Raw genomic sequence first — 21,753 nt, 5'->3', positions numbered from 1 at the left:
CGCCCCGGGCACCGAACGGTCCGGCACCTCCGTCCGCCCGCCGGGAAGGGATTTCCGGACGGGGCCGGGCGCGCTGCGGCCACCACCCGTACGCCCCTTGTCCATTTCCCGTTCCCACCGCCGGGGCGGACCGGGGCTAAACCGCTTTAGCCTCCCGGTGTTCCAGGACCGGAACCCTTGTGCGCGTTGGCCTGAAGCGCATAAGTGCGTCCCTCCGGGGCCCTGTTGACTTTCCGGATCCGCGGCGGCAGTTTGTGGCGCGTCCGGAGAATTCGCGTACCACTCCAGAACCCGGGACGCCCTGTGCCTGACGACGCAGTCCGCTTCGGCGCCAACTACACGCCCGCCCAGGGCTGGTTCCACCACTGGCTGGACTTCGACCTCGACGCGGTCAGGACCGATCTCGACGCGATCGCCGCACTCGGGCTGGACCACGTCCGCGTGTTCCCGTTGTGGCCGGTCTTCCAGCCGAACCGCGCGCTGATCCGGCCGCGGGCCGTCGAACAGCTCGTCGCGCTCGCCGACGCGGCCGCCGAACGCGGGCTCGACGTCAACGTGGACGGCCTGCAGGGGCACTTGTCGAGCTTCGACTTCCTGCCCTCCTGGACCCGGACCTGGCACCGCAGCAACATGTTCACCGCGCCCGACGTGGTCGCCGGGCAGGAGGAGTACCTGCGCACGCTCGCCGCGGCCCTCGCCGACCGGCCCAACTTCCTGGGCATGACGGTCGGCAACGAGATCAACCAGTTCTCCGACGACCCCCACCCCGACCCCGACCGCATCGGCCCGGACCAGGCCGCCCGCTGGCTGGAGCGGATGCTCGCCGCCTGCGAACGGGGCGCGCCGGGGCGGCTGCACGTGCACGCCGAGTACGACGCCGCCTGGTACCGGGACGGGCACCCCTTCACCCCCGCGCAGGCGGCCCGGCTGGGCGGGGCCACCGCCGTGCACTCCTGGGTGTTCAACGGGACCGCCCAGCGCCACGGCGCGCGCGGGACGGCGACCGAGCACCACGCCGCGTACCTGATCGAGCTGGCCAAGGCCTGGGCCCTGGACCCGCACCGGCCGGTGTGGCTCCAGGAGGCCGGCGCTCCGGCGCCGCTGATCCTGCCGGAGCGGGCGGCCCGGTTCACCGAGGCCACGATCACGAACGTGCTGGACTGTGCCGGCCTGTGGGGGGTGACCTGGTGGTGCTCACACGACGTGTCCCGGGACCTCGCCGACTTCCCCGAGCTGGAGTACGGCCTGGGCCTGCTCTCCAACGACGGCAGGGTCAAGCCGGCCGGCGACGCGGTCGCCCGGATCGCCGCCCGGTGGCGGGGGCGCCCGCACCGGCCGGCCCCGCGCACGACCGCGCTCGTCCTCGACACCCTGGACTCCGCGGGCGCCGACGCGCCCGGCCGCCCCGACGGGGCCGCCGGACGGTCGGCGTGTGCTCCGGGCGGGGCGTTCTTCGAGGCCTGGGCCGCGCTGACGGCCGAGGGCGTGCGGCCCGCGGTGGTGCTCGCGGAGCACGCCGAGGACCCGGCGCACCTGACGGCCCGCGGGATCACGGAGGTCCTGCGCGTACGCGACGCGGCCCCGCCGCCCCCGGCCTGACACCCCCGCCCGACCTGCCAGATCCGCCAGACCCGCCCCGGCCGCCCGGAACCGTGCGCCGGCGCCGCGACCCCGGCCCGCACTCCCGCCATGCCCGCGCCGCCCCGCCCCGCCCGGCACCACCCGACCGATCCCCCGTGAGGAGCCCCGCATGCCCGAGACCGGAAACGGCCTCGATCGTCGTACGCCGCCCGCGCCCGACCGGTTACGCCCGACCCGGCGCAGAGTGCTGGCCGCCGGAGCCGGTGCCACCGCGCTGCTGGGCCTGGCCGGCCGGGCGCGGGCGGACTCGGCCCCGCCGGCCCCGCCCGCCGCGCCGCACGGGACGCACGGGACCCACGGCGCGCCCGGACCGGCCCCGGCCGACCTGGCACCGTACGCCTCCTACTGGTTCCCCGACTCCCTCCCCGCCGGGACCCCCGGCCCCGGCATCGTGTGGCGCTCGCTGCGCGAGTGGAGCCCCGAGGGGGACCCCGACCTCGCGTACAACACCGCGACCGTGCCCCTGGCGGAGCGCTTCACCCCGGTCCCCGCGAACCGGCTCGCCCGCGCCGGCCAGGCCCGTATCGCCTCCCTGGTCTCCTTCGCCCCCACCGCCGCGAACCCCTCCCAGGGCTCCCCGACCGCCGACCACTACGCGTTCGCGCACTGGGCGTACATCGACGAGCTGGTCTTCTGGGGCGGTTCCGCGGGCGAGGGGATCGTGCTCGCCCCGAACGCCCCCGTGATCGACGCCGCCCACCGCAACGGCGTCCGCGTCATGGGCAACGTCTTCCTGCCTCCCGTCGCGTACGGCGGTGACCTGCGCTGGACCCGCGATCTGGTGCAGCGCGACGCCCTGGGCCGCTTCCCGATCGCCGACCAACTCGTCCTGGTGGCGCGGACGTACGGCTTCGACGGCTGGTTCGTGAACGCCGAGACCGACGGCGGTGACAGCGCCCTCGCGACCCGGATGCGGGAGTTCCTGCGCGCCCTGCGGGCGGCGGGAGAACCGCACGGGCTGCGGATCACCTGGTACGACGCCATGAACACCACCGGCCGGGTCGGCTGGCAGGGTGCGCTCAACGCGCTGAACCAGGAGTTCTTCGAGGACCGCGGCGGCAGGGTCGCCGACACGGTGTTCCTGGACTTCCGCTGGACGCCGGGGACGCTCGCCTCCTCGGGCGCGCTCGCCGACCGGCTGGGCCGCTCCCGCCACGAACTGTGGGCGGCCGTGGACACCGAGGCCCGCGGCTGGGAGTCCGCCGTCGACTGGGACGCCATCGTCCCGCGCGGCCGCGACCACATCGTCAGCGTCGGCTTCTACCGGCCCGAGTGGACCCGCAACCACCTCACCGACCGCTCCCCCGGCGCCTTCCACCGCGCGGACGACCGCTTCTGGACCGGCTCGTCGCTGGACCCGTCGCGGCCCGCGCCCGGGGACCGCTGGCGCGCACCCGCCACCGCGGTCGCCGACCGGTCCACCGTCACCGCTCTCCCCTTCGCCTGCTTCTTCAACACCGGACACGGGCTGCGCTGGTACGACGCCGGCGCCGTCGTCGGGGACACCCCCTGGAACCACCTCGGGCTGCAGGACCGGCTGCCGGGCCGCCGCTGGGTGGTCGACACCGACGGGGAGCGCCCCACGGTCGCCCTGGACTTCGCGGACGCCTGGCGCGGCGGCTCCAGCCTGCTCGTGTCGGGCTCCGCGACGGCGCCGGTGACGGTCGGGCTGCACACGACGCGGCTGCCGCTGACCCGGGCGAGCGTCCTGGAACTGGTCCACGCCACCGGTCCCGGCACCGCACCGGTCGGGGTGGAGATCGGCGTGGCGACCCGCGAGCCGTCCACGGCCGGCGGGCCGGTCCCGTACACCTGGCTGCGCGGCCGGAGCACGGACGCAGGGCGGGGCTGGCGCACCACCCGGGCACCGCTCGCGCTCCTGGCGGGCCGTACCGCGTACGCCCTCGCCGTACGGCTGACCGTGCGGGGCAAGGGCCCGGTGGGGTGGCGGCTGGGCTCCGTCGCGGTGCACGACGGGCCCCGCTCCCCGCGCCCCGCCCCGGTCACCGCGCCGGCCGTGGACGCCTCGGAACGGTCCGGGGACCGGGCCCGGCTGCGCCTGTCGTGGAGGCCTGCGGCCGCTCCGGGCGGACGGCCGCGCCACTACGAGGTGTCCCGGCTGCTGCCGGACGGCGGCCGCCGCTTCCTCGGGGGCACCTGCGGTACGGCCCTCTACCTCGACGGGATCGTGCGCGCGGGCGGGGAGCCGGCGGCCGTGTTCGAGGTGCGGGCCGTCGACGAGCTCTACCGGGCCTCCGCACCCGTCCGCACGGCCCTGCCCTGGGAGCCGTAACCGCGCCGGCGGGGGCTGCCCGGGCGGCGCCGGGGTCAGTGCGGTGCGGCGCCGTGGGGATCGGTGCGCGGGACGGCCACGGTCACCCGCAGCCCGTGCGGCGGGTTCGTCTCGTACGCGAGGGACCCGCCGCCCGCGGCGAGCAGGGCCCGGGAGATCGACAGGCCGAGTCCGGAGCCCTTGATGTTCTGGTGGCGGCCGCTGCGCCAGAAGCGGTCCCCGACGCGCTGCAGCTCCTCCTCGGTGAGGCCGGGGCCGCGGTCGGCGACGGTCACGGTGACCGAGCGCCCGGCCGCCGCGACGGACACCTCGACCTGTTCACCGGCGGGGGTGAACTTCAGGGCGTTGTCGATGACGGCGTCGAGCGCGCTGGACAGGGCGATGGGGTCGGCCCAGCCGGTCGCGGCGGTCCGGCCCGTCTCGACGAGCCGTACGCCCTTCTCCTCGGCGACCGGGTGCCAGGCGGCGACCCGCTCGGCCGCGAGCGCGCCGATGTCGGTGAGGCTGATCTCCGCGGAGGCGTGCTCGGCGAGGGCCAGGTCCAGCAGGTCGTCCAGGACCTGGGTGAGCCGTTTGCCCTCCGTGCGGACGGACGCGATCTCCTCGTTGCCCTCGGGCAGTTCGAGGGCGAGCAGCTCGATCCGCAGGAGCAGCGCGGCGAGCGGGTTGCGCAGCTGGTGGGAGGCGTCGGCGACAAATGCCCGCTGCTGTTCCAGCACCTCTTCGACGTTGTCGGCCATCTCGTTGAAGGACCGGGCCAGGCGTTGGAGTTCCGGCGGCCCGCCGGCGGCGGCGACGCGCGAGTTCATCCGGCCCGTGGCGATGCCGTGCGCGGCGGCGTCCAGCGTCCGGACGGGCTTGAGCACCCAGCTGGTCAGGCGCAGCGCGGCGGCGAAGGCGACCAGCATCGCGGCGGCCAGGCCGGCCGCGATCAGGAGCCAGCCCCGGAGGATCCGGGCCCGCATCTGGTCGGTCGGCGATTCGGTGGCGACCACCGCGACCACGTCGCCGTCGAGGACGACCGGGGAGACGACGAGGAGCTTCCCGTGGGACTGCCAGGGCCACACCTGCGGCGGGTCGTGGCTGCGCCGCCCCGCGAGGGCCTCGTCGAGAGCCTTCGGCCCCTCACCGGACCGCGGGAGCTGCCACCAGCCCGGGGAGCGGGCGAGGGCGTTGCCGTCGCGGTAGAAGACGCCGACACGGATGCCGTACAGCTGCTGGTAGCGGGCGAGTTCGAGCTGGAGCAGCTCCCGGCGCTCGTCGGCCCCGGTGGAGCCGGCGCCCTGGGCGTCGATCACGAACTGGGCGAGGGCGGCGAAGCGGGCGCTGTCGTCGATGCGGTCGACCACGACCCGCTGCTGCTGCCCCGCGGCGAGGGACACGGCCAGGGGGAAGCCGAGCGCGAGGAGCGTGCCCGCCATCAGGATGACGAGCAGGGGGAGCAGACGGGCGCGCACGGCAGGACGTTCCTAGGGGGCGGTGGGGGCGACGAGCCGGTAGCCCACCCCTCGGACGGTCTCGATCAGGGCGGGCATGCGCAGCTTCGAGCGCAGGGAGGCGACGTGCACCTCCAGGGTGCGCCCGGTCCCCTCCCAGCTGGTGCGCCACACCTCGCTGATGATCTGCTCGCGGCGGAAGACGACGCCCGGCCGCTGCGCGAGCAGGGCCAGCAGGTCGAATTCCTTGCGGGTGAGCGGTACGTCCGCGCCGTCCACGCTGACCCGGCGGGTGGGCAGCTCGATGCTGACGGGGCCGAGCCGCACCGTGGCGGGCGTGCCGGTGCCCGGGGTGGCACTCTCGTCGGACGCGGTGCCGGTGCGCCGGGCGACGGCGTGGATGCGGGCGAGGAGCTCGCCGGTGTCGTAGGGCTTGGTGACGTAGTCGTCGGCGCCCATGTTCAGGCCGTGGATGCGGGAGCGCACGTCGGCCCGCGCGGTCACCATGATGACCGGCGTCGAGGTGCGCTTGCGGATCCGGCCGCACACCTCGTAGCCGTCCTGGTCGGGCAGGCCCAGGTCGAGCAGGACCACGCCGAAGGGCGGGGCCCCGGCGGGCAGCAGCGCCTGCAGGGCCTCCTCGCCGTTGCGGGCATGGGTGACCTGGAAGCCGTGCCGGGCGAGGATCGCGGACAGGGCGGCGGCGACGTGGTCGTCGTCCTCGACGAGCAGCAGTCTCATGTCGTCCCCCTCTCCTCTTCTCGTTCGGGTTCACCGTGCTCCGGCATCGGCGTGGATGCGTGGCCGCACATGTGGCCACCCTGCATCCACGCCGATGCCGGGGCCCACGTCAAGGGGGTTCCGCCACGGCGCGCCTTCCGTTATGGACCCGGTACTCGTACATGATCGTCCGGACAGGTGCCGTACACGGAGCGTATCCGGCAGAGGCCGGATCGTTATCCTCAATTCTCCCTCAGATGTGATGACGGTGTGCTCGTCCCCTCACTACTGTCCTCCCAACCGAGGAGGACGGAGCTAGAAGCCGATGAGCGGAGTATCAGTGACCAAGGACGTGCAGGACGCGGCCGGTGCCGCTGACGACCTGGTCGTACTGAGCAACGTCAACAAGCACTTCGGCGCGCTGCACGTGCTTCAGGACGTCAATCTGAGCATTGCCCGCGGCGAGGTGGTCGTGGTGATCGGTCCTTCGGGATCGGGCAAGTCCACGCTGTGCCGGACCATCAACCGCCTGGAGACCATCGACTCGGGCACGATCACGCTCGACGGCAAGGAACTGCCCTCGGAGGGCAAGGAACTCGCCCGGCTGCGCGCCGACGTCGGCATGGTCTTCCAGTCGTTCAACCTCTTCGCGCACAAGACGGTGCTGCAGAACGTCATGCTGGGCCAGCTCAAGGTCCGCGGGATCGACCAGGCCACGGCGCACGCCAAGGCGGTGGCCCTGCTGGACCGGGTGGGCGTCGGCTCGCAGGCCGACAAGTACCCGGCGCAGCTCTCGGGCGGCCAGCAGCAGCGCGTGGCGATCGCCCGGGCGCTGGCCATGGAGCCGAAGGTGATGCTCTTCGACGAGCCCACCTCGGCCCTGGACCCGGAGATGATCAACGAGGTGCTGGAGGTCATGCAGCAGCTCGCCCGCGAGGGTATGACCATGGTCGTGGTCACGCACGAGATGGGCTTCGCCCGCTCGGCCGCGAACCGGGTCGTCTTCATGGCCGACGGAAAGATCGTCGAAGAGGCCCCCCCCGAGCAGTTCTTCAGCAACCCGCGCAGCGATCGTGCGAAGGACTTCCTGTCGAAGATCCTGCACCACTGACGGTTGTCGTCTGGTAGTGATCCCCTGGCGGCCCGACGCCCGCGTCGTCGCTCGTCGTCCAACAACGTCTCATCCGAGGGAAGTTCACCATGAAGATCTCCAAGGCCGCTGCGGCCGCGGCCGTTGCCGTCGCCCTGTCCCTGACCGCCACCGCGTGCGGCGGCAGCAAGCAGGACGCCGGCAGCGACGGCGGTGCGTCCGGCGGCGCCAAGGACAAGATCGTCGTCGGCATCAAGTACGACCAGCCCGGCATGGGCCTGAAGACCCCGGACGGCAAGTTCACGGGCTTCGACGTCGACGTCGCGACCTACGTGGCCAAGGAGCTCGGCTACCAGCCCGACCAGATCGAGTTCAAGCAGGCCGTCAGCGCCGAGCGCGAGAACCTGATCGCGAACGGTGACGTCAAGTTCGTCGTCGCGACCTACTCGATCAACGACAAGCGCAAGGAGAAGGTCGACTTCGCCGGCCCGTACTTCCTCGCGCACCAGGACCTGCTGGTCCGCGCCGACGACACCTCGATCACCAAGGCCGAGGACCTCAACAAGAAGAAGCTCTGCTCGGTCACCGGGTCCACCTCGGCGCAGAACGTCAAGACCAAGCTGGCCCCCGAGGCCGACCTGCTGGAGCAGGGCGGCTACTCCGAGTGCCTCACGGGCCTGGAGAACAAGAAGGTCGACGCCCTCACCACGGACAACTCGATCCTCGCGGGTTACGCCTCCCAGGAGAACAACAAGGGCAAGTTCAAGCTGGTCGGCCTGAACCTGAGCAACGAGAACTACGGCATCGGTCTGAAGAAGGGCGACAAGGAGCTCCAGACCAAGATCAACGCCGCGCTCAAGAAGATGGTCGCGGACGGCAGCTGGCAGCAGGCCGTGGACAAGAACCTCGGCCCGGCCAACTTCAAGAGCGAGCCTGCCCCGCAGATCACCGAAGGCAGCTGATTCATCGGTGAGGGGCGTCGCCGCCCGCCTGCCGCGGGCGGCGGCGCACCTCACCGGCCATCCTGGGGAGAGCGCAGGGCATCGTGTTCGATTTTCTTGATTCCGGGCAGTACGACGTGCTCGGAGCCTTCTGGGTGACGGTTCAGCTCACCTTCTACTCGGCGGTCGGATCCCTGATCTGGGGCACCGTCCTGGCGGGAATGCGGGTCAGCCCGGTCCCGCTGCTGCGGGGCTTCGGTACCGCGTACGTCAACCTGGTGCGCAACACCCCGCTGACCTTGGTGGTCATCGCCTGCTCGCTGGGTCTCAGCCAGACCCTCGGCATCGATCTGGGCGGCACCACCTTCAAGGAGACGGGCTTCCGTCTCGCGGTCCTCGGGCTGATCGCCTACACCGGCACCTTCGTCTGCGAGGCCCTGCGCTCCGGCATCAACACCGTGCCCGTCGGCCAGGCCGAGGCGGCTCGTGCGCTGGGGCTGAGCTTCTTCCAGGTACTCCGCCTGATCGTGCTCCCCCAGGCCTTCCGGGCGGTCGTCGCGCCGCTCGCCAACGTCCTGATCGCGCTCACCAAGAACACGACGGTGGCAGCGACCATCGGCGTGGCCGAGGCAGCGCTGCTGATGAAGGAAATGCTGGAGAACGAGGCCCAGGCGGTCTTCGCCGTCTTCGCGGTCTTTGCCCTCGGATTCGTCCTTCTGACCCTGCCCACCGGCCTGCTGCTGGGTTGGGTGTCCAAGCGAGTGGCGGTGAAGCGATGAGCTCCGTGCTGTACGACACCCCTGGCCCCAAGGCCAAGGTGCGCAACTGGATCTACAGCGGGATTTTCGTCGTCCTGTTCGGCCTCGTCCTGTGGTGGGCGCTGTCCCTCATGGGCGAGAAGGGCCAGCTCGACGCCGACAAGTGGACCCCCTTCGTCACCGACAGCCGGATCTGGACCACGTACCTGATCCCCGGGCTGATGGAGACCCTCAAGGCGGGCGCCCTCTCCATGGTGATCGCCCTCCCGCTCGGTGCGCTGCTGGGCATCGGCCGGCTGTCCGACCACACCGGAGTCCGGGCGGCGGTCGGCGCGTGGGTGGAGTTCTTCCGCGCCATCCCCGTGCTGATGCTGATGCTCTTCAGCAGCGCCCTGTACTCGCCCCAGCTCATGGACGTCCCCTCGGAGACGCGGCCGTTCTGGGCCGTCGTCACAGGCCTGGTCCTGTACAACTCGGCGGTCATCGCCGAGATCGTCCGGGCGGGCGTGCTCTCCCTGCCGAAGGGCCAGGCGGAGGCCGCGAAGGCGATCGGCCTGCGCAAGGGCCAGACCATGACCCACGTGCTGCTGCCGCAGGCCGTCACGGCCATGCTTCCGGCGCTGGTCAGCCAGCTCGTCGTGATCCTCAAGGACACCGCACTCGGCGGCGCCCTGCTGGGCTTCGCGGAGCTGCTCTCCATGAACCGGCAGATCGCGGCGAACTACAGCAACACCATCGCGACCATGTTCGTGATCGCCCTGATCTACATCGTGGTGAACTTCGCCCTCACCAGCTTCGCGTCCCAGCTGGAACGCCGGCTGCGGAAGTCGAAGAAGAGCACCGGCGCCGTGGTCGAGGGCGACGTGGCCGAGGTCGACGCCGGTGGCGCGGCCGGGGTGGGCAAGGCCCCCTGATCCGACGGGACGACACCTCCGGGAACTGACGTCCGGTCAGTCACACAGCGTGGCCCACGTGGTGCGGCGGAACTCATCCGCCGCACCACGCCGCTGTGCGCCGTCGAGTGTCACTTGACGTAGGAACATCCAGTGGGTTGCATACTCGTGTGATCACATACCGGACATCGGGAGCCGCGCCATGGACCCGGTGATCGTCGTCGGCGCAGGGCCCGTCGGCCTGTCCCTGGCCCTCGCCCTGGCAGGTGCGGGCGTGCCCTCCGTCGTGCTCGACGAGGGGCCCGGCAAGGACGAGGTCCGGCCCGCCCGTACGGTCGTCCTGCACGCCGACACCTCCGCCATGGCCCACCGGCTGGGCTGCAGGACCCTGCGCGACGAGGGGGCGTACTTCGCCGCCTGGCGCACCATGCGCCGCGGCCGGGACGCGCAGCGGATCACCTTCGAGGACCGCCAGGCCCCCCTGCACCTCCCGCAGCACGCCCTGACGCGCGGGCTGCGCGACGCCGCCGCCGCGCACCCCCTCGTCCAGCTGGTCCACGACACCAAGCTGGACTCCCTGGAGCAGGACGAGCACGGGATCACCGCGCACACCCGGGGGGCCGAGACCACCTGGTGGCGCGGGAGCCACCTGGTCGGCTGCGACGGCGCCCGCTCCACCGTGCGCAAGCTGCTCGGGATCCGCTTCCCGGGCCGCACCGCCGTGGAGCGCCACGCCGTGGCCGCGCTGCGCACCGAACTGCCCTGGCCGGGCGAGGCGCTGCTGCACCGCAGCGGGCAGCAGGAGGTCACCTCCCGGCCGCTGCGCGACGGGGTCTGGCGGCTGGACTGGCTGCTGCCGGCCCGCGGCGAGCTGGTGACCCCCGACGCGCTGGTCACGCTGATCCGCGACACCCTCGCCTCGTGGTGCGGGGGAACGACTCCCCCGTACGACCTCATCGACACCGGGGTCCACACCCTGCACCACCGGCTGGCCCGCCGGTGGCGCGACGGGCGGGCCTTCCTCGCGGGCGACGCCGCGCACCTGCTGGGCGCGCTCGGCACCCAGGGGGTCGAGGAAGGGCTGCGGGACGCCGAGAACCTGGCGTGGAAGCTCTCCCTCGCCTGGCACCACGGGGCTTCGGAGGCACTGCTCGACAGCTACGAGGGCGAGCGGCGCACCGCCGTGGCCGCGCGGCTGCGCGCCGCGGACCAGGCCATGCCGGCCCTGCGGACCGGTGGCGGCCTGCGCACCTACCTGCCCGGTGCGGCCCGTTCCGCCGAGTCGCTGCTCACCGACGGCCACCTGGGGCGCGGGCCGCTGGGCGCGGCACCGGCGTACGCGCCCCCCGTGGCCGTACGCGAGGTGCCGACGGACACGGAGCCGGGCGGTCAGGTGGCCAACGTCCCGGTCACCGCACCCGACGGGGCGACGGTGCCGCTGCGCGACCTGCTCGGGCAGGGGCGGCTGCTGGCGGTCCTGGTGGCTCCGGGGACCGGGGTCTGGGACCGGCGCCACTGGCTCGGCGCCGGACTGATGCCCCGTCTGGCCGCGGCGGTCAGCGCCCTCCCGGCCCGCACCGACCTGCTGGTCGCCGACAGCTACCCGGGGGCGCCCGCCCACACGGTCCTGCTGGTACGGCCGGACGGGCACCTGGCGGCCACCTTCGCGGGGGTGCGCCCGGCCGAGCTGTACGAGGCGGCGGACGCCGTGCGGGCCGGCGCGCCGGAGTCCCGGACGGCCGTCCGGGCGACGACGCCGACCGCCGTGATCGATTGACCGTGTCCGGGCCCGCGTGGTTCACTCGCCGAATGACCGGCAACGACGTACGCCTGTGGCGGAGGGTCCATATGGACCTGCTCCGCTACGCGGGCTGCGTGTGTCGCCCTTCCTGCTGATTCGCCCTCCCTCCGCGCGCCCCGTGCCGTCCACCGGCCTGCGCGCACTTCCGCGAACCCAGGAACGGTCACACTTCCATGTCTGCACCCGCGTACACCCCTGAGCCCGTGCTGGCCGGGGGCCCCACGATCACCGAGCTCCTCGACTTCGCCCTGCGCACCGCGGCCGACCCCGACATCGTGGCGTCGCTGCCGCTCGATCCCGAGGGCCGCACGTGGATCCGGCTGGACGGCCCCGGCGGCAGCGAGGCCTGGCTGATCGGCTGGCCCCCGGGCAGCGGCACCGGCTGGCACGACCACGCCGCTTCGCGCGGGGCGTTCGCCACCGCGCGGGGCCGTCTGACGGAACGCTCCCTGGCGGTCCGGCTGCCCTCCGAGGGCTGGCGCTCGCTGGAGCTGGCTCCCGGCGTCGACCGCAGCCGCGTCCTGGAGGCGGGCGCGGGGCGGGCGTTCTCGGAGCACCACGTGCACGAGGTCCTCAACGAGTCCGCGGCCGAACACGCGGTCTCGGTCCACGCCTACTATCCGCCGCTCCCGCTGATCCGCCGCTACAGCCGCAGCGGACCGGTGCTGCACCTGGAGCACGTCGAGCGTGCGGCGGACTGGCAGTGAGCGCGCCGGTCGGCATCGACGAGCTGCTGGAGCGGGTCCGCGCCGGCTACACGCGCGTCGGCGCGCGGGAGGCGTACGAGGCCTCGCTGTCCGGTGCCCTGCTGGTGGACATTCGCTACCAGGCCCTGCGCGAGCGCGACGGGCTCATCCCGGGCGCGCTGGTGGTCGAACGCAACGAGCTGGAGTGGCGGCTCGATCCGCTGGGCAGCCATCGTGCCCCCGAGGCCACCGGACACGACCTGCGGGTGGTGGTGGTCTGCAACGAGGGCTACGCCTCCAGTCTCGCCGCGGCCTCGCTCCACGCGCTGGGGTTGCACCGCGCCACGGACCTGACCGGGGGCTTCCAGGCGTGGAAGGCCGCGGGACTGCCCGTCACCCCGGTGTCCCCCGTGTCCTGACCCGGCCCCGGGGCCGTCCCCGCCCCGGGCCGCCGGTCACTGCTCCCCCGGGTGTCGGGTGTCAGAAGTCGTCGGTGCCGTCGCTGTCGTCGGCGTTCTCGCCCTCCGCCTCCAGCGCGCGGCGGACGACTCGCAGGGCCATGCCTTCCGGGTAGCCCTTGCGGGCGAGCATGCCGGCGAGCCGGCGGATCCGCTTGTCCCGCTCCAGGCCCCGGGTGGAGCGGAGCTTGCGCTCCACGAGCTCCCGCGCCGTCTGCTCCTCCTGGTCGGAGTCCAGCTGTTCCAGGGCCTCCTCCACCAGGGTGGCGTGCACCCCCTTGGTGCGGAGCTCCTGGGCGAGGGCCCGGCGTGCCAGACCGCGGCCGCGGTGCCGGGACTCCACCCAGGCCCCGGCGAAGGCCGCGTCGTCGATGAGGCCGACCTCCTCGTACCGGGAGAGGACCTCCTGCGCCACCTCGTCGGGGATGCCCCGCTTGTGGAGGGCGTCGGCGAGCTGACGCCTGGTACGGGGGCTCCCCGTGAGCAGACGCAGGCAGATCGCCCGCGCCTGCTCCTCGGGGCTCTGGGGCGGCAGTTCCTGGCGGCCTTCGCGGCCCGCCCGGCTTCCGCCGCCCCTCTCGTCGTGCTCGCGCACGGATCAGCTCTTGGCCACGGCGGTCTTGGCCGTCGTCTTGGCCTTCGACGCAGGGGCGGGCACGGCGGCGGCATCGGCCGGGGTCTCGGCGGCGGCCTCGTCCGAGGAGCCGTCCTTCTTGATCCCGACGCCCAGCTTCTCCTTGATCTTCCGCTCGATCTCGTTGGCGAGATCGGGGTTGTCCTTGAGGAAGTTGCGGGCGTTCTCCTTGCCCTGGCCGAGCTGGTCGCCCTCGTAGGTGTACCAGGCGCCGGCCTTGCGGATGAAGCCGTGCTCCACGCCCATGTCGATCAGGCCGCCCTCGCGGCTGATGCCCTGGCCGTAGAGGATGTCGAACTCGGCCTGCTTGAAGGGCGGCGCGACCTTGTTCTTGACCACCTTGCAGCGGGTGCGGTTGCCGACCGCTTCCGTGCCGTCCTTGAGGGTCTCGATGCGGCGGATGTCGATGCGCACGGAGGCGTAGAACTTCAGCGCGCGGCCACCGGTCGTGGTCTCCGGCGAGCCGAACATCACGCCGATCTTCTCGCGGAGCTGGTTGATGAAGATCGCGGTGGTCTTCGACTGGTTGAGCGCACCGGTGATCTTGCGGAGCGCCTGGCTCATCAGTCGGGCCTGGAGACCCACGTGCGAGTCGCCCATCTCGCCCTCGATCTCGGCGCGCGGCACGAGGGCCGCCACGGAGTCGATGACGATCAGGTCGAGGGCGCCGGAGCGGACGAGCATGTCCACGATCTCCAGCGCCTGCTCGCCGGTGTCCGGCTGGGACAGGATGAGGTTGTCGGTGTCGACGCCGAGGGCCTTGGCGTACTCGGGGTCGAGCGCGTGCTCGGCGTCCACGAAGGCGACGGTGCCGCCGGCCTTCTGCGCGTTGGCCACGGCGTGCAGGGTCAGGGTCGTCTTGCCGGAGGACTCCGGGCCGTAGATCTCGACGACGCGGCCGCGCGGCAGCCCGCCGACACCGAGGGCGATGTCCAGGGCGGTCGACCCGGTGGAGATGACCTCGATGGGGTCGTTCGGCTTGTCGCCGAGGCGCATGACCGCGCCCTTGCCGAATTGCCGTTCAATCTGTGCGAGCGCGGCGTCGAGAGCCTTCTCGCGGTCGGTGCCTGCCATGGGTTCCACCCGGTTTGCTTGAGTCGATCGCTTCACGCCACTGACGCTAATGCCTGCCACTGACAATGCGCCTCCACGGCCGTTCCGGCTGTGGATAACCCATCAGAATGGATGTTCGATTTTCCTGTCAAGCGCACCACGCCGAGCCCGGGCCGGTCCGGGTTCCGTAGGGTCGTCCGGGTGAGATCGATGTTCGCCGGATGCCGCGGAGCCGTTCCCTTCCTCGCCGCGGGGCTCGTCATCGGCGCGGTGACCGTGCCCGGAACGAGTGCCACGACCCTGTGGTGGGGCCTGCCCGCGGCGGTGTGCGCCTTCCTCGCGGGCCGCCAGTCGGGCCGCGACCGCCGGACGGCGGCGGCCCTGGCCGCGGTCCTGGTGGCCGCGGCCCTGGCCATGCTCCTCGTCCCGGCCTGGCCCGGCTGGGCGAGCCGGTTCGTCGGGCTGCTGCTCGTCGCGGCGATGCTGCCGTGGTTCGCGGGCCGCTTCCTGCGCCAGTACCGCGAGCTGGTGGAGGCCGGCTGGGAACGGGCGGCCCGGCTGGAGCGCGAGCAGTGGCTGGTCGCCGAGCAGGCCCGGCTGCGCGAACGGACCCGGATCGCCCAGGACATGCACGACCTCCTCGGCCACGACCTCAGCCTGATCGCCCTGTCGGCGGGGGCGCTGAAGCTGGCCCCCGGGCTGGCCGACGAGCACCGGGCGGCCGCCCAGGACATCCGGGCCCGGGCCGGGGCCGCGGTGGACCGGCTCGGCGAGGTGATCGGTGTCCTGCGCGAGCCCCCGCGCCCCGGCTCGGACCCGGCCGCCGGCCCGGACGCGGGGGGCGGTCCGGGCGGCGGATCCGGGCTGGACGACCTGGGCGGCCTCGACGGCCTGGTGGAGCGGGCCGCCTCGGCCGGGCTGGACGTCCGGCTGCGGGTGGAAGGCGCCACGGCCGCCCGCGAGGTGCCCCGCCCGGTGGAGCGGGCCGTGCACCGGGTCGTCCAGGAGGCGCTCACGAACGTCGCCAAGCACGCGCCCGGGCACCGGGCGACCGTCGGCGTCCGGCACACGGAGGGCCGTACCGAGGTGGCCGTGACGGACGGGCCCGCCCGCTCGGCCCCCGCGCCCCGCGGGGCCGCGGACGCGTACGTCGTGTTCCGCACCCCCGCCCCGTCCTCGCCGGGGGGCCACCGCTCCGGTCTGATCGGCCTGGACGAACGGGTCCGGCTGGCCGGGGGCACCTTCTCCGCGGGACCCGAGGACGGCGGTTTCGCCGTCCGGGCCGCGCTCCCGCACCGTCCCGGGCCCGCGCCGGCGGCACGCCGCGAAGGGGCCGGGGTGCTGCCGCCGGAGCACCACAGCGCCCGCCGCCGTCTGGGCCGTACCGCCGTCGCCGCGGTGCTGGTGCCCCTGTGCACCACCCTGCTGCTGATCGGCGGGGTGCGGGTCTGGGACACGGCGACGGCCCGCGAGTCGGTGCTGACCCCGCACCACTACGGCCTGCTGCGCCTGGGGCAGTCCCGCGCGGACGTCGCGGCGTTCCTCCCGGAACGGGAGACGACCCGCCGGCCCGCGGACCCGGGGCCCGCGGCCCCGGACGCGGAGTGCGAGTTCTACGTGCAGACCGCGGACCCCTTCGACGACCGGTCGGGGGACATCTACCGCATCTGTTTCCGGGCCGGGCGCCTGGTCTCGACCGACGAGTACACCGGAAAGGACGTCCGATGATCCGGATCCTGATCGCCGACGACGAGCCGATGATCCGCGCGGGGGTGCGCACGATCCTGACCACCGACCCCGGGATCGCGGTCGTCGCGGAGGCCGCGGACGGCCGCGAGGCGGTGGAGCTGGCCCAGCGCCACCGCCCGCAGGTCGCCGTCCTCGACATCCGGATGCCGGGGACGGGGGGCATCGAGGCCGCCGCCGAGATCCGCAGGACCGTTCCCGGGACGGGTGTGGTGATGCTGACGACCTTCGGCGAGGACGACTACATCCTGACCGCCCTGTCCGAGGGGGCCACCGGCTTCCTGATCAAGTCCGGCGAGCCCGAGGAGCTGATCGCAGGCGTCAGGGCCGTGGCAGACGGCGCGGCGTACCTTTCACCAAAGGTCGCGGCGCGGGTCGTCGCGCACCTCGCCGCCGGAGGCGCGGGCGCCCGCACCGGACGCCGGGCCGCGGCCCGCGCCCGCGTGGAGACCCTGACCGCCCGGGAACGGGACGTGCTCGGCTTCCTCGGCGGGGGCCTGTCGAACGGGCAGATAGCCCGGAGGCTGCGGCTGGCCGAAGGCACCGTGAAGGCCCATGTCAGCTCGATCCTGGCGCGGCTGGGGGTCGACAACCGGGCCGCTGCGGCCGTGGTCGCCCACGAGGCCGGCGTGGTCCCGGCGCCGCCGGCCGGGCTGCCGTACGAGGGCTGAGGCCACGGCCTCGGTCACCGGCTGCGCCAGGATCCGTACGACCGCCACGACGGCCGTGGCGAGCAGCGCGCCGGCCAGCACGTCGTGCGGGTAGTGCACGCCGACGAGGACCCGCAGCAGGGCGGCCGCCGCGCCGACCGGCAGGGCGAGCGCCGCCAGCCGGGGCCGGACCGAGGCGATGCCGACGGCGAGGGCGACGGCGAGGGTGGAGTGGTTGCTGGGGAAGGACCAGTCGCCGGGATCGGGGCAGGAGGCGAGGGCGTCGGCACCGGGCACGGCGCGGCAGGGCCGCTCCTCCTCGATGAGTACCTTGAGGGTCTCGCTGAGCCCGTAGGCGACGAGGACGGCCGTCCCCACGGCGGCCACGGCGGCGAGGACCCGGGCGTCGCGGCGGCGCAGGGCGCCCCAGCCCACCCAGGCCAGCAGCAGGCCGAGGAACACGACGGTGCCCTCGCTCGCCGCCTCCAGGGCGAGTTCCGCCCACGGCGGGGCGTCCGCCAGGGCGCCGGTCAGGTCCCGGTAGACGCCCGCGGACGTGCCGCGCGCCTCGGTCCCGTCCGGGGCCAGCAGGCCCACGGCCAGGCCACCGGCCCCGGCCGCCGCTCCCGCCCAGACCAGCCGCCGCCCCCATCCGTACCGCTTGATCGCTTCCATGCGGCGACGGTAGGAACCTGACGTTCCGGGCACCTCGGCCGAACGGCACCCCGCAACCCCGACGATCGTCAGGGTTGACATATTCCCGGAGCCGGGCAGGGAAGGGTCATACGATCAGCCGATGATCGAATTCACACACCCGGAAAAGCCGCGGCCCGGCGACCGGATCGCGGTGCTCTCGCCCTCGTCCGGGCTGCCCGGACTCTTCCCGCTCCCCTTCGAGCTGGGGCTGCGCAGGCTCCGCGAGGACTTCGGACTGGAGCCCGTGGAGTACCCGACGACCCGGAAGATGGGTGCGACGCCCCGGGAGCGGGCCGCCGACGTGCACGCGGCCTTCGCCGACCCCGGGATCAAGGCGGTCATCTCCAGCATCGGCGGCGACGACCAGATCACCCTGCTGCCGCACCTCGACGGCGACCTCCTGCGGGCCAGCCCCAAGCCGTTCTTCGGTTACAGCGACAACACCAACCTCCTGCTCTTCCTGCGCAACCTCGGCATCGTCGGCTACCACGGCGGCGCGGTGATGACCGGGCTCGGGCGGCCCGGCGCGATGCACCCGGCCACCGCGGACTCCCTGCGGGCGGCGCTGTTCACCTCGGGCACCTACGAGCTCACCCCGTCCGCCGACTACGGGGACGAGGACCTGCCCTGGGACGACCCGCGCACCTTCGATTCGGAGCCGGTGGCGGAACCGGCCGACGGCTGGTCCTGGCACCGGCCGGACCGGGTGGTGGAGGGACCCGGCTGGGGCGGCAACCTGGAGATCCTCTCCTGGATGCTGGCGGCGGACCGCGCGATCCTGCCTCCCGCCTCCTACGCGGGCCAGGTGCTCTTCCTGGAGACCTCCGAGGAGATGCCGCCCGCCGAGGAGGTCTACCGGATGCTGCGCAACGCGGGCGAGCGCGGGCTGCTGGGGCAGTTCCCCGCCCTGCTGATGGGCCGGGCGAAGAGCTGGTCGTTCGACAAGCGCTTCGACGCCGGGCAGAAGGAGCGCTACCGCCGGGAGCAGCGCGAGGCCGTCCTGCGCGCGCTGCGCACCTACGCGCCGGAGACGATGGCGGTCTTCGACGTGGAGCTCGGCCACACCGAACCGCAGGTCGTCGTCCCCGTCGGGGGACTCGTCCGGGTGGACGGGCCGGCCCGGCGGATCACGGTGACGTACTGAGGGATCCTCAGGCGGAGGTGGCGACCCCGAGGGAGGTGGCGGCCCAGGGCTTCGGGGCGCCCTTCTCGTAGAACTCGTCGAGCGCGGTGACCTCGAAGCCCGCGCCCCTCACCAGCTCGGCGGTCGGCCGGGTCAGGTGGCAGCCGCCGAACAGCCGCGTCTGGAGCGGGTCGAGGCGGCGCTGCCAGCGGCGCACGCCCCGGTCGGCCGCCGGGGCGAGCCCGTGCTCCACGAAGTGCAGGGTCCCGCCGGGCCGCAGGACGCGGCGCAGTTCCCGCAGGACCGCGGGGGCGTCGGGGACGGTGCACAGCGTCCACGTGCACAGGGCGGTGTCGAAGCGGTCGTCCTCGAAGGGCAGCGCGGCGCCGTCGAGGCCCGCCCGCCGCACCGGGACGGGTGAGGCCGCGATCCGCTCGGCGGCGCGGGCCCAGCCGGTGTCGGAGGGCTCGATCGCCGCCACGGAGGTGAGGCCGGGAGGGTAGTGCGGGACGTTGCGCCCGGTGCCGAAGCCGATCTCGACGACCTCGCCGGTCAGGCCCGCACACACGCGGCGGCGCAGCGGAAGGGTGAGCGCCGCCCCGCAGGCGGCGTCGACGATCCTCGGCGCGATCCGTTCCGCGTAGAACCCCATGGCGGCCTCCCTGTGCCGCCCTCAGCATGGCACCGGGCGGAACGGGATCCGGGCAGCGCCACCCGAGGACCGCGGCCGGCGGCCGGATCCGACTGACAACCGAAGGTTGACACCCTCTCGACTGTCAACCTAGGGTTGCGCTCATGACGAACCCTTCGGTGGAACCCGTTCGCATGACCAACCCGGTACGCCTCGACGACCTGATCGAGGCCATCAACAAGGTCCACACCGACCCCCTGGAGCAGCTCAGCGGCGCCGTCGTCGCGGCAGAGGCCCTCGGCGACGTCGCGGACCACCTCATCGGCCACTTCGTCGACCAGGCCCGCCGCTCCGGCGCCTCCTGGACCGACATCGGCCGCAGCATGGGCGTCACCCGCCAGGCCGCCCAGAAGCGCTTCGTCCCCAAGGCGGACAAGGAGGGCACCACCCCCCTGGACCCGAACGCGGGCTTCGGGCGCTTCACCCCGCGCGCCCGCAACGTCATCGTGACCGCCCAGAACGAGGCCCGCGCCGCCGGCAACACCGAGATCCGCACCGAGCACCTCGTCCTGGGGCTTCTCTCGGAGTCCGAGGGCCTCGCCGGACTCGCCCTGAACGCCCAGCACGTCACTGCGGACGCCGTACGGACCGCCGTGACCGCCCTGCTGCCCCCGGCCCAGGACGAGGTGCCCGACCTCGTCCCCTTCGACGCCTCCGCGAAGAAGGCCCTGGAGCTGACCTTCCGCGAGGCCCTGCGCCTCGGCCACGACTTCGTCGGCACCGAGCACCTCCTGCTCGCGCTGCTGGAGCTGGAGAACGGGGACGGCGTGCTGAGCGGGCTCGGCGTGGACAAGGCCGGCGTCGAGGCCACCGTCACCGAAGCCCTGGCAGTCGTCCTCGGCGACGCGGACCGGCCGTAGTCGAGTCGGCCGCGTGCGTCAGCTCGTAGCGCCTGACGTACGCGCCGAGGAAGGCCTGCAGCGTGGCCACGGCCGGGATCGCGATGAGCGCCCCGACCGCGCCCAGCAGGGCGGTGCCCGCCACGACCGACCCGAAGGCCACGGCCGGATGGATGTCGACGGTCTTCGAGGTCAGCTTCGGCTGCAGGACGTAGTTCTCGAACTGCTGGTACAGCACGACGAACCCCAGGACGTACAGCGCGTACCAGGGGTTGACGGTGAAGGCGATCAGGACCGGCAGCGCGCCCGCGAGGTAGGTGCCGATGGTGGGGATGAACTGCGAGACCAGCCCCACCCACACGGCGAGCGCGGGCGCGTACGGCACGCCCAGGACCGCCAGCAGGATGTAATGGGCGACCCCGGAGACCAGTGCCATCAGCGTCCGGGAGTAGAGGTAGCCGCCGGTCTTGGCCACCGCGATCTCCCAGGCGCGCAGCACCTCGGACTGCTTGGCGGGCGGCAGCACCGAGCACAGCGCCCGCCGCAGCCGCGGCCCGTCGGCCGCGAAGTAGAACGAGAACAGGCCGATCGTCAGCAGCTTGAAGAGTCCGCCGAGCACGGTGGCCGACACGTCGAGCACTCCGGAGGCGCTGTTCTGCACGTACTTGCGCAGCCAGTCGGAGCGCAGCACGCTCTCCTGGATCTCCAGCCGGGACAGGTCGGTGCGGAACGTGGAGTTGATCGACCTGATCACCGAGTCGAGGTAGCCGGGGAAGCCCTCCACCATGGCGACGATCTGTCCGGCGAGCAGGGAGCCGAGCAGCGCCACGAATCCGGCGGTGACCACGACCACCCCGAAGAACATCAGGAAGGTGGCGAGGCCGCGCCGCATGCCGCCGGCGGCCATCCGGGCCACCGCCGGCTCGATGGCGAGCGCGAGGAAGAACGCGATCAGGATGTTGACGAGCAGTCCGATCAGCTGGTGGAAGGCCCAACTGCCGAGCTGGAAGCAGGCGACGAGCGCCAGGACGAGGACGACGGCACGCGGCAGCCAGCGCGGCATCCTGCCGTCGTCCGCGGCGGTACCGCCTCCGGGCGGCGGTACGCTCCCCGCCCCGGCGGCGCCCACCGGGCCCGTCCCCGCAGCCGTCCCCGCGTCCGCGGCCGCCTCGGCGGCCACGTCGGGATGCGCGTGCGGCGCCGGGTGCGGCGGCGCGCCCCCGGCGTCGGGAGTCGGGCCGTTCGTCGTCTCTTCACGTGCTGCCACGCCGCCCAGTCTGTCCCACCGGGCGCCCCCGCCGCGAAGCGGCGTCCACAGGCTCCCGGCCGGGCGGGCGCACGGCCCGCGCCGCGTCCGGCGGCGGCCGGGTCAGCGCAGCGAGGCCGGCACGTCCATCGCCGAACACACCGCGCGCCAGACGTCCTTGGTCTCCCAGCCCGCGTCCAGCGCCTGGCGGACCGTCCGCCCGCCCAGCTCCGCCATGACGTGGTCGCGCGCGAAGGAGTCGGCGTAGGCCTCTCCGAAGTGCTCCGCCATCCGTTCCCAGAAAATCGTCAACCGCATGTCCCCAGTATCCCGCCCCGGGAGAGTGCACCGCCCGCGT

The 21,753-nt window shown here is 73.3% G+C and carries 21 protein-coding genes and 1 pseudogene; 14 read left to right on the top strand and 8 right to left on the bottom strand.

Features of this window, described 5'->3' with window-relative positions:
- The first annotated feature begins 303 nt into the window (after positions 1-303).
- Together ACPU2J_RS25150 and ACPU2J_RS25145 are read left to right on the top strand one after the other, a co-directional pair.
- A complete protein-coding gene (locus ACPU2J_RS25150) occupies positions 304-1,599 on the top strand; it encodes a glycoside hydrolase 5 family protein (RefSeq protein WP_423834022.1) in 1,296 nt (431 codons plus the stop codon).
- Between the two features lie 151 nt (positions 1,600-1,750).
- A complete protein-coding gene (locus tag ACPU2J_RS25145) occupies positions 1,751-3,934 on the top strand; it encodes an endo-beta-N-acetylglucosaminidase (protein WP_423834021.1) in 2,184 nt (727 codons plus the stop codon).
- 35 nt (positions 3,935-3,969) lie between these two features.
- Here the strand turns inward: ACPU2J_RS25145 and ACPU2J_RS25140 are convergent, their stop codons facing one another.
- A complete protein-coding gene (locus tag ACPU2J_RS25140) occupies positions 3,970-5,391 on the bottom strand; it encodes a sensor histidine kinase (protein ID WP_420079408.1) in 1,422 nt (473 codons plus the stop codon).
- 12 nt (positions 5,392-5,403) lie between these two features.
- Positions 5,404-6,111 carry a response regulator transcription factor gene (locus ACPU2J_RS25135; protein ID WP_423834019.1) on the bottom strand — a complete coding sequence of 236 codons (708 nt, stop codon included), beginning with the start codon at positions 6,109-6,111 and terminating at the stop codon, positions 5,404-5,406.
- A gap of 304 nt (positions 6,112-6,415) precedes the next feature.
- Between ACPU2J_RS25135 and ACPU2J_RS25130 the strand changes: the two genes are divergently transcribed.
- From ACPU2J_RS25130 to ACPU2J_RS25095, 8 genes are all read left to right on the top strand, one after another.
- The gene (locus ACPU2J_RS25130) at positions 6,416-7,201 is read left to right on the top strand and encodes an amino acid ABC transporter ATP-binding protein (RefSeq protein ID WP_423834018.1); all 786 of its coding nucleotides are present in this window, start codon (positions 6,416-6,418) and stop codon (positions 7,199-7,201) included.
- Between the two features lie 89 nt (positions 7,202-7,290).
- Positions 7,291-8,142, top strand: a complete 852-nt coding sequence (locus ACPU2J_RS25125; RefSeq protein ID WP_365496416.1) for a glutamate ABC transporter substrate-binding protein — start codon at positions 7,291-7,293, stop codon at positions 8,140-8,142.
- A gap of 83 nt (positions 8,143-8,225) precedes the next feature.
- Positions 8,226-8,900: an amino acid ABC transporter permease gene (locus ACPU2J_RS25120; RefSeq protein WP_365077806.1), complete on the top strand. Its 675-nt coding sequence runs from the start codon at positions 8,226-8,228 to the stop codon at positions 8,898-8,900.
- Complete coding sequence (locus ACPU2J_RS25115) at positions 8,897-9,793, top strand: amino acid ABC transporter permease (RefSeq protein WP_389074335.1); 897 nt, start codon at positions 8,897-8,899, stop codon at positions 9,791-9,793. The genes ACPU2J_RS25120 and ACPU2J_RS25115 overlap by 4 nt, the downstream gene beginning before the upstream one ends.
- A gap of 181 nt (positions 9,794-9,974) precedes the next feature.
- On the top strand, positions 9,975-11,549 hold the full coding sequence (locus tag ACPU2J_RS25110) for an FAD-dependent monooxygenase (RefSeq protein WP_420079410.1): 1,575 nt from the start codon (positions 9,975-9,977) through the stop codon (positions 11,547-11,549).
- 32 nt (positions 11,550-11,581) lie between these two features.
- Complete coding sequence (locus ACPU2J_RS25105) at positions 11,582-11,668, top strand: putative leader peptide (protein WP_311318651.1); 87 nt, start codon at positions 11,582-11,584, stop codon at positions 11,666-11,668.
- Between the two features lie 78 nt (positions 11,669-11,746).
- Positions 11,747-12,280 (top strand): cysteine dioxygenase, encoded by a 534-nt coding sequence (locus ACPU2J_RS25100; RefSeq protein ID WP_361589499.1) that lies wholly within the window; start codon positions 11,747-11,749, stop codon positions 12,278-12,280.
- A complete protein-coding gene (locus ACPU2J_RS25095; protein WP_361589502.1) occupies positions 12,277-12,678 on the top strand; it encodes a rhodanese-like domain-containing protein in 402 nt (133 codons plus the stop codon). Before ACPU2J_RS25100 ends, ACPU2J_RS25095 begins: the two co-directional genes overlap by 4 nt.
- Positions 12,679-12,739: 61 nt before the next feature.
- Here the strand turns inward: ACPU2J_RS25095 and recX are convergent, their stop codons facing one another.
- Positions 12,740-13,312 (bottom strand): recombination regulator RecX, encoded by a 573-nt coding sequence (gene recX, locus ACPU2J_RS25090; protein WP_423834017.1) that lies wholly within the window; start codon positions 13,310-13,312, stop codon positions 12,740-12,742.
- 3 nt (positions 13,313-13,315) lie between these two features.
- Positions 13,316-14,425 (bottom strand): recombinase RecA, encoded by a 1,110-nt coding sequence (gene recA / locus ACPU2J_RS25085; protein WP_420079411.1) that lies wholly within the window; start codon positions 14,423-14,425, stop codon positions 13,316-13,318.
- Positions 14,426-14,614: 189 nt separating this feature from the next.
- Here recA and ACPU2J_RS25080 point away from each other — a divergent pair, with 189 nt between their 5' ends.
- Positions 14,615-16,132: a sensor histidine kinase gene (locus tag ACPU2J_RS25080; RefSeq protein ID WP_420082337.1), complete on the top strand. Its 1,518-nt coding sequence runs from the start codon at positions 14,615-14,617 to the stop codon at positions 16,130-16,132.
- Positions 16,129-16,821, top strand: coding sequence for a response regulator transcription factor (locus ACPU2J_RS25075; RefSeq protein WP_361589511.1), 693 nt, complete (start codon positions 16,129-16,131; stop codon positions 16,819-16,821). Before ACPU2J_RS25080 ends, ACPU2J_RS25075 begins: the two co-directional genes overlap by 4 nt.
- Before the next feature lie 36 nt (positions 16,822-16,857).
- Here ACPU2J_RS25075 and ACPU2J_RS25070 read toward each other — a convergent pair.
- Positions 16,858-17,475, bottom strand: a pseudogene (locus ACPU2J_RS25070) (phosphatase PAP2 family protein); the annotation flags it as partial.
- Positions 17,476-17,596: 121 nt separating this feature from the next.
- On the opposite strand from ACPU2J_RS25070, the gene ACPU2J_RS25065 reads away from it, so the two are divergent.
- The gene (locus tag ACPU2J_RS25065; protein ID WP_420079412.1) at positions 17,597-18,640 is read left to right on the top strand and encodes a S66 family peptidase; all 1,044 of its coding nucleotides are present in this window, start codon (positions 17,597-17,599) and stop codon (positions 18,638-18,640) included.
- Positions 18,641-18,647: 7 nt separating this feature from the next.
- Here ACPU2J_RS25065 and ACPU2J_RS25060 read toward each other — a convergent pair whose 3' ends face one another.
- Positions 18,648-19,271 (bottom strand): class I SAM-dependent methyltransferase, encoded by a 624-nt coding sequence (locus ACPU2J_RS25060; protein WP_423834016.1) that lies wholly within the window; start codon positions 19,269-19,271, stop codon positions 18,648-18,650.
- Positions 19,272-19,414: 143 nt separating this feature from the next.
- Between ACPU2J_RS25060 and ACPU2J_RS25055 the strand changes: the two genes are divergently transcribed.
- Positions 19,415-20,170 carry a Clp protease N-terminal domain-containing protein gene (locus tag ACPU2J_RS25055; protein ID WP_420079414.1) on the top strand — a complete coding sequence of 252 codons (756 nt, stop codon included), beginning with the start codon at positions 19,415-19,417 and terminating at the stop codon, positions 20,168-20,170.
- Here the strand turns inward: ACPU2J_RS25055 and ACPU2J_RS25050 are convergent.
- A complete protein-coding gene (locus ACPU2J_RS25050; RefSeq protein ID WP_420082338.1) occupies positions 20,124-21,278 on the bottom strand; it encodes an AI-2E family transporter in 1,155 nt (384 codons plus the stop codon). The genes ACPU2J_RS25055 and ACPU2J_RS25050 overlap by 47 nt on opposite strands.
- Positions 21,279-21,518: 240 nt before the next feature.
- The gene (locus ACPU2J_RS25045) at positions 21,519-21,713 is read right to left on the bottom strand and encodes a DUF3046 domain-containing protein (RefSeq protein WP_420079415.1); all 195 of its coding nucleotides are present in this window, start codon (positions 21,711-21,713) and stop codon (positions 21,519-21,521) included.
- Positions 21,714-21,753 lie beyond the last annotated feature (40 nt).

This window comes from Streptomyces manipurensis (assembly GCF_049570255.1).
Lineage (GTDB): Bacteria > Actinomycetota > Actinomycetes > Streptomycetales > Streptomycetaceae > Streptomyces > Streptomyces manipurensis.
This window is presented reverse-complemented; position numbering and strand designations above follow the sequence as displayed.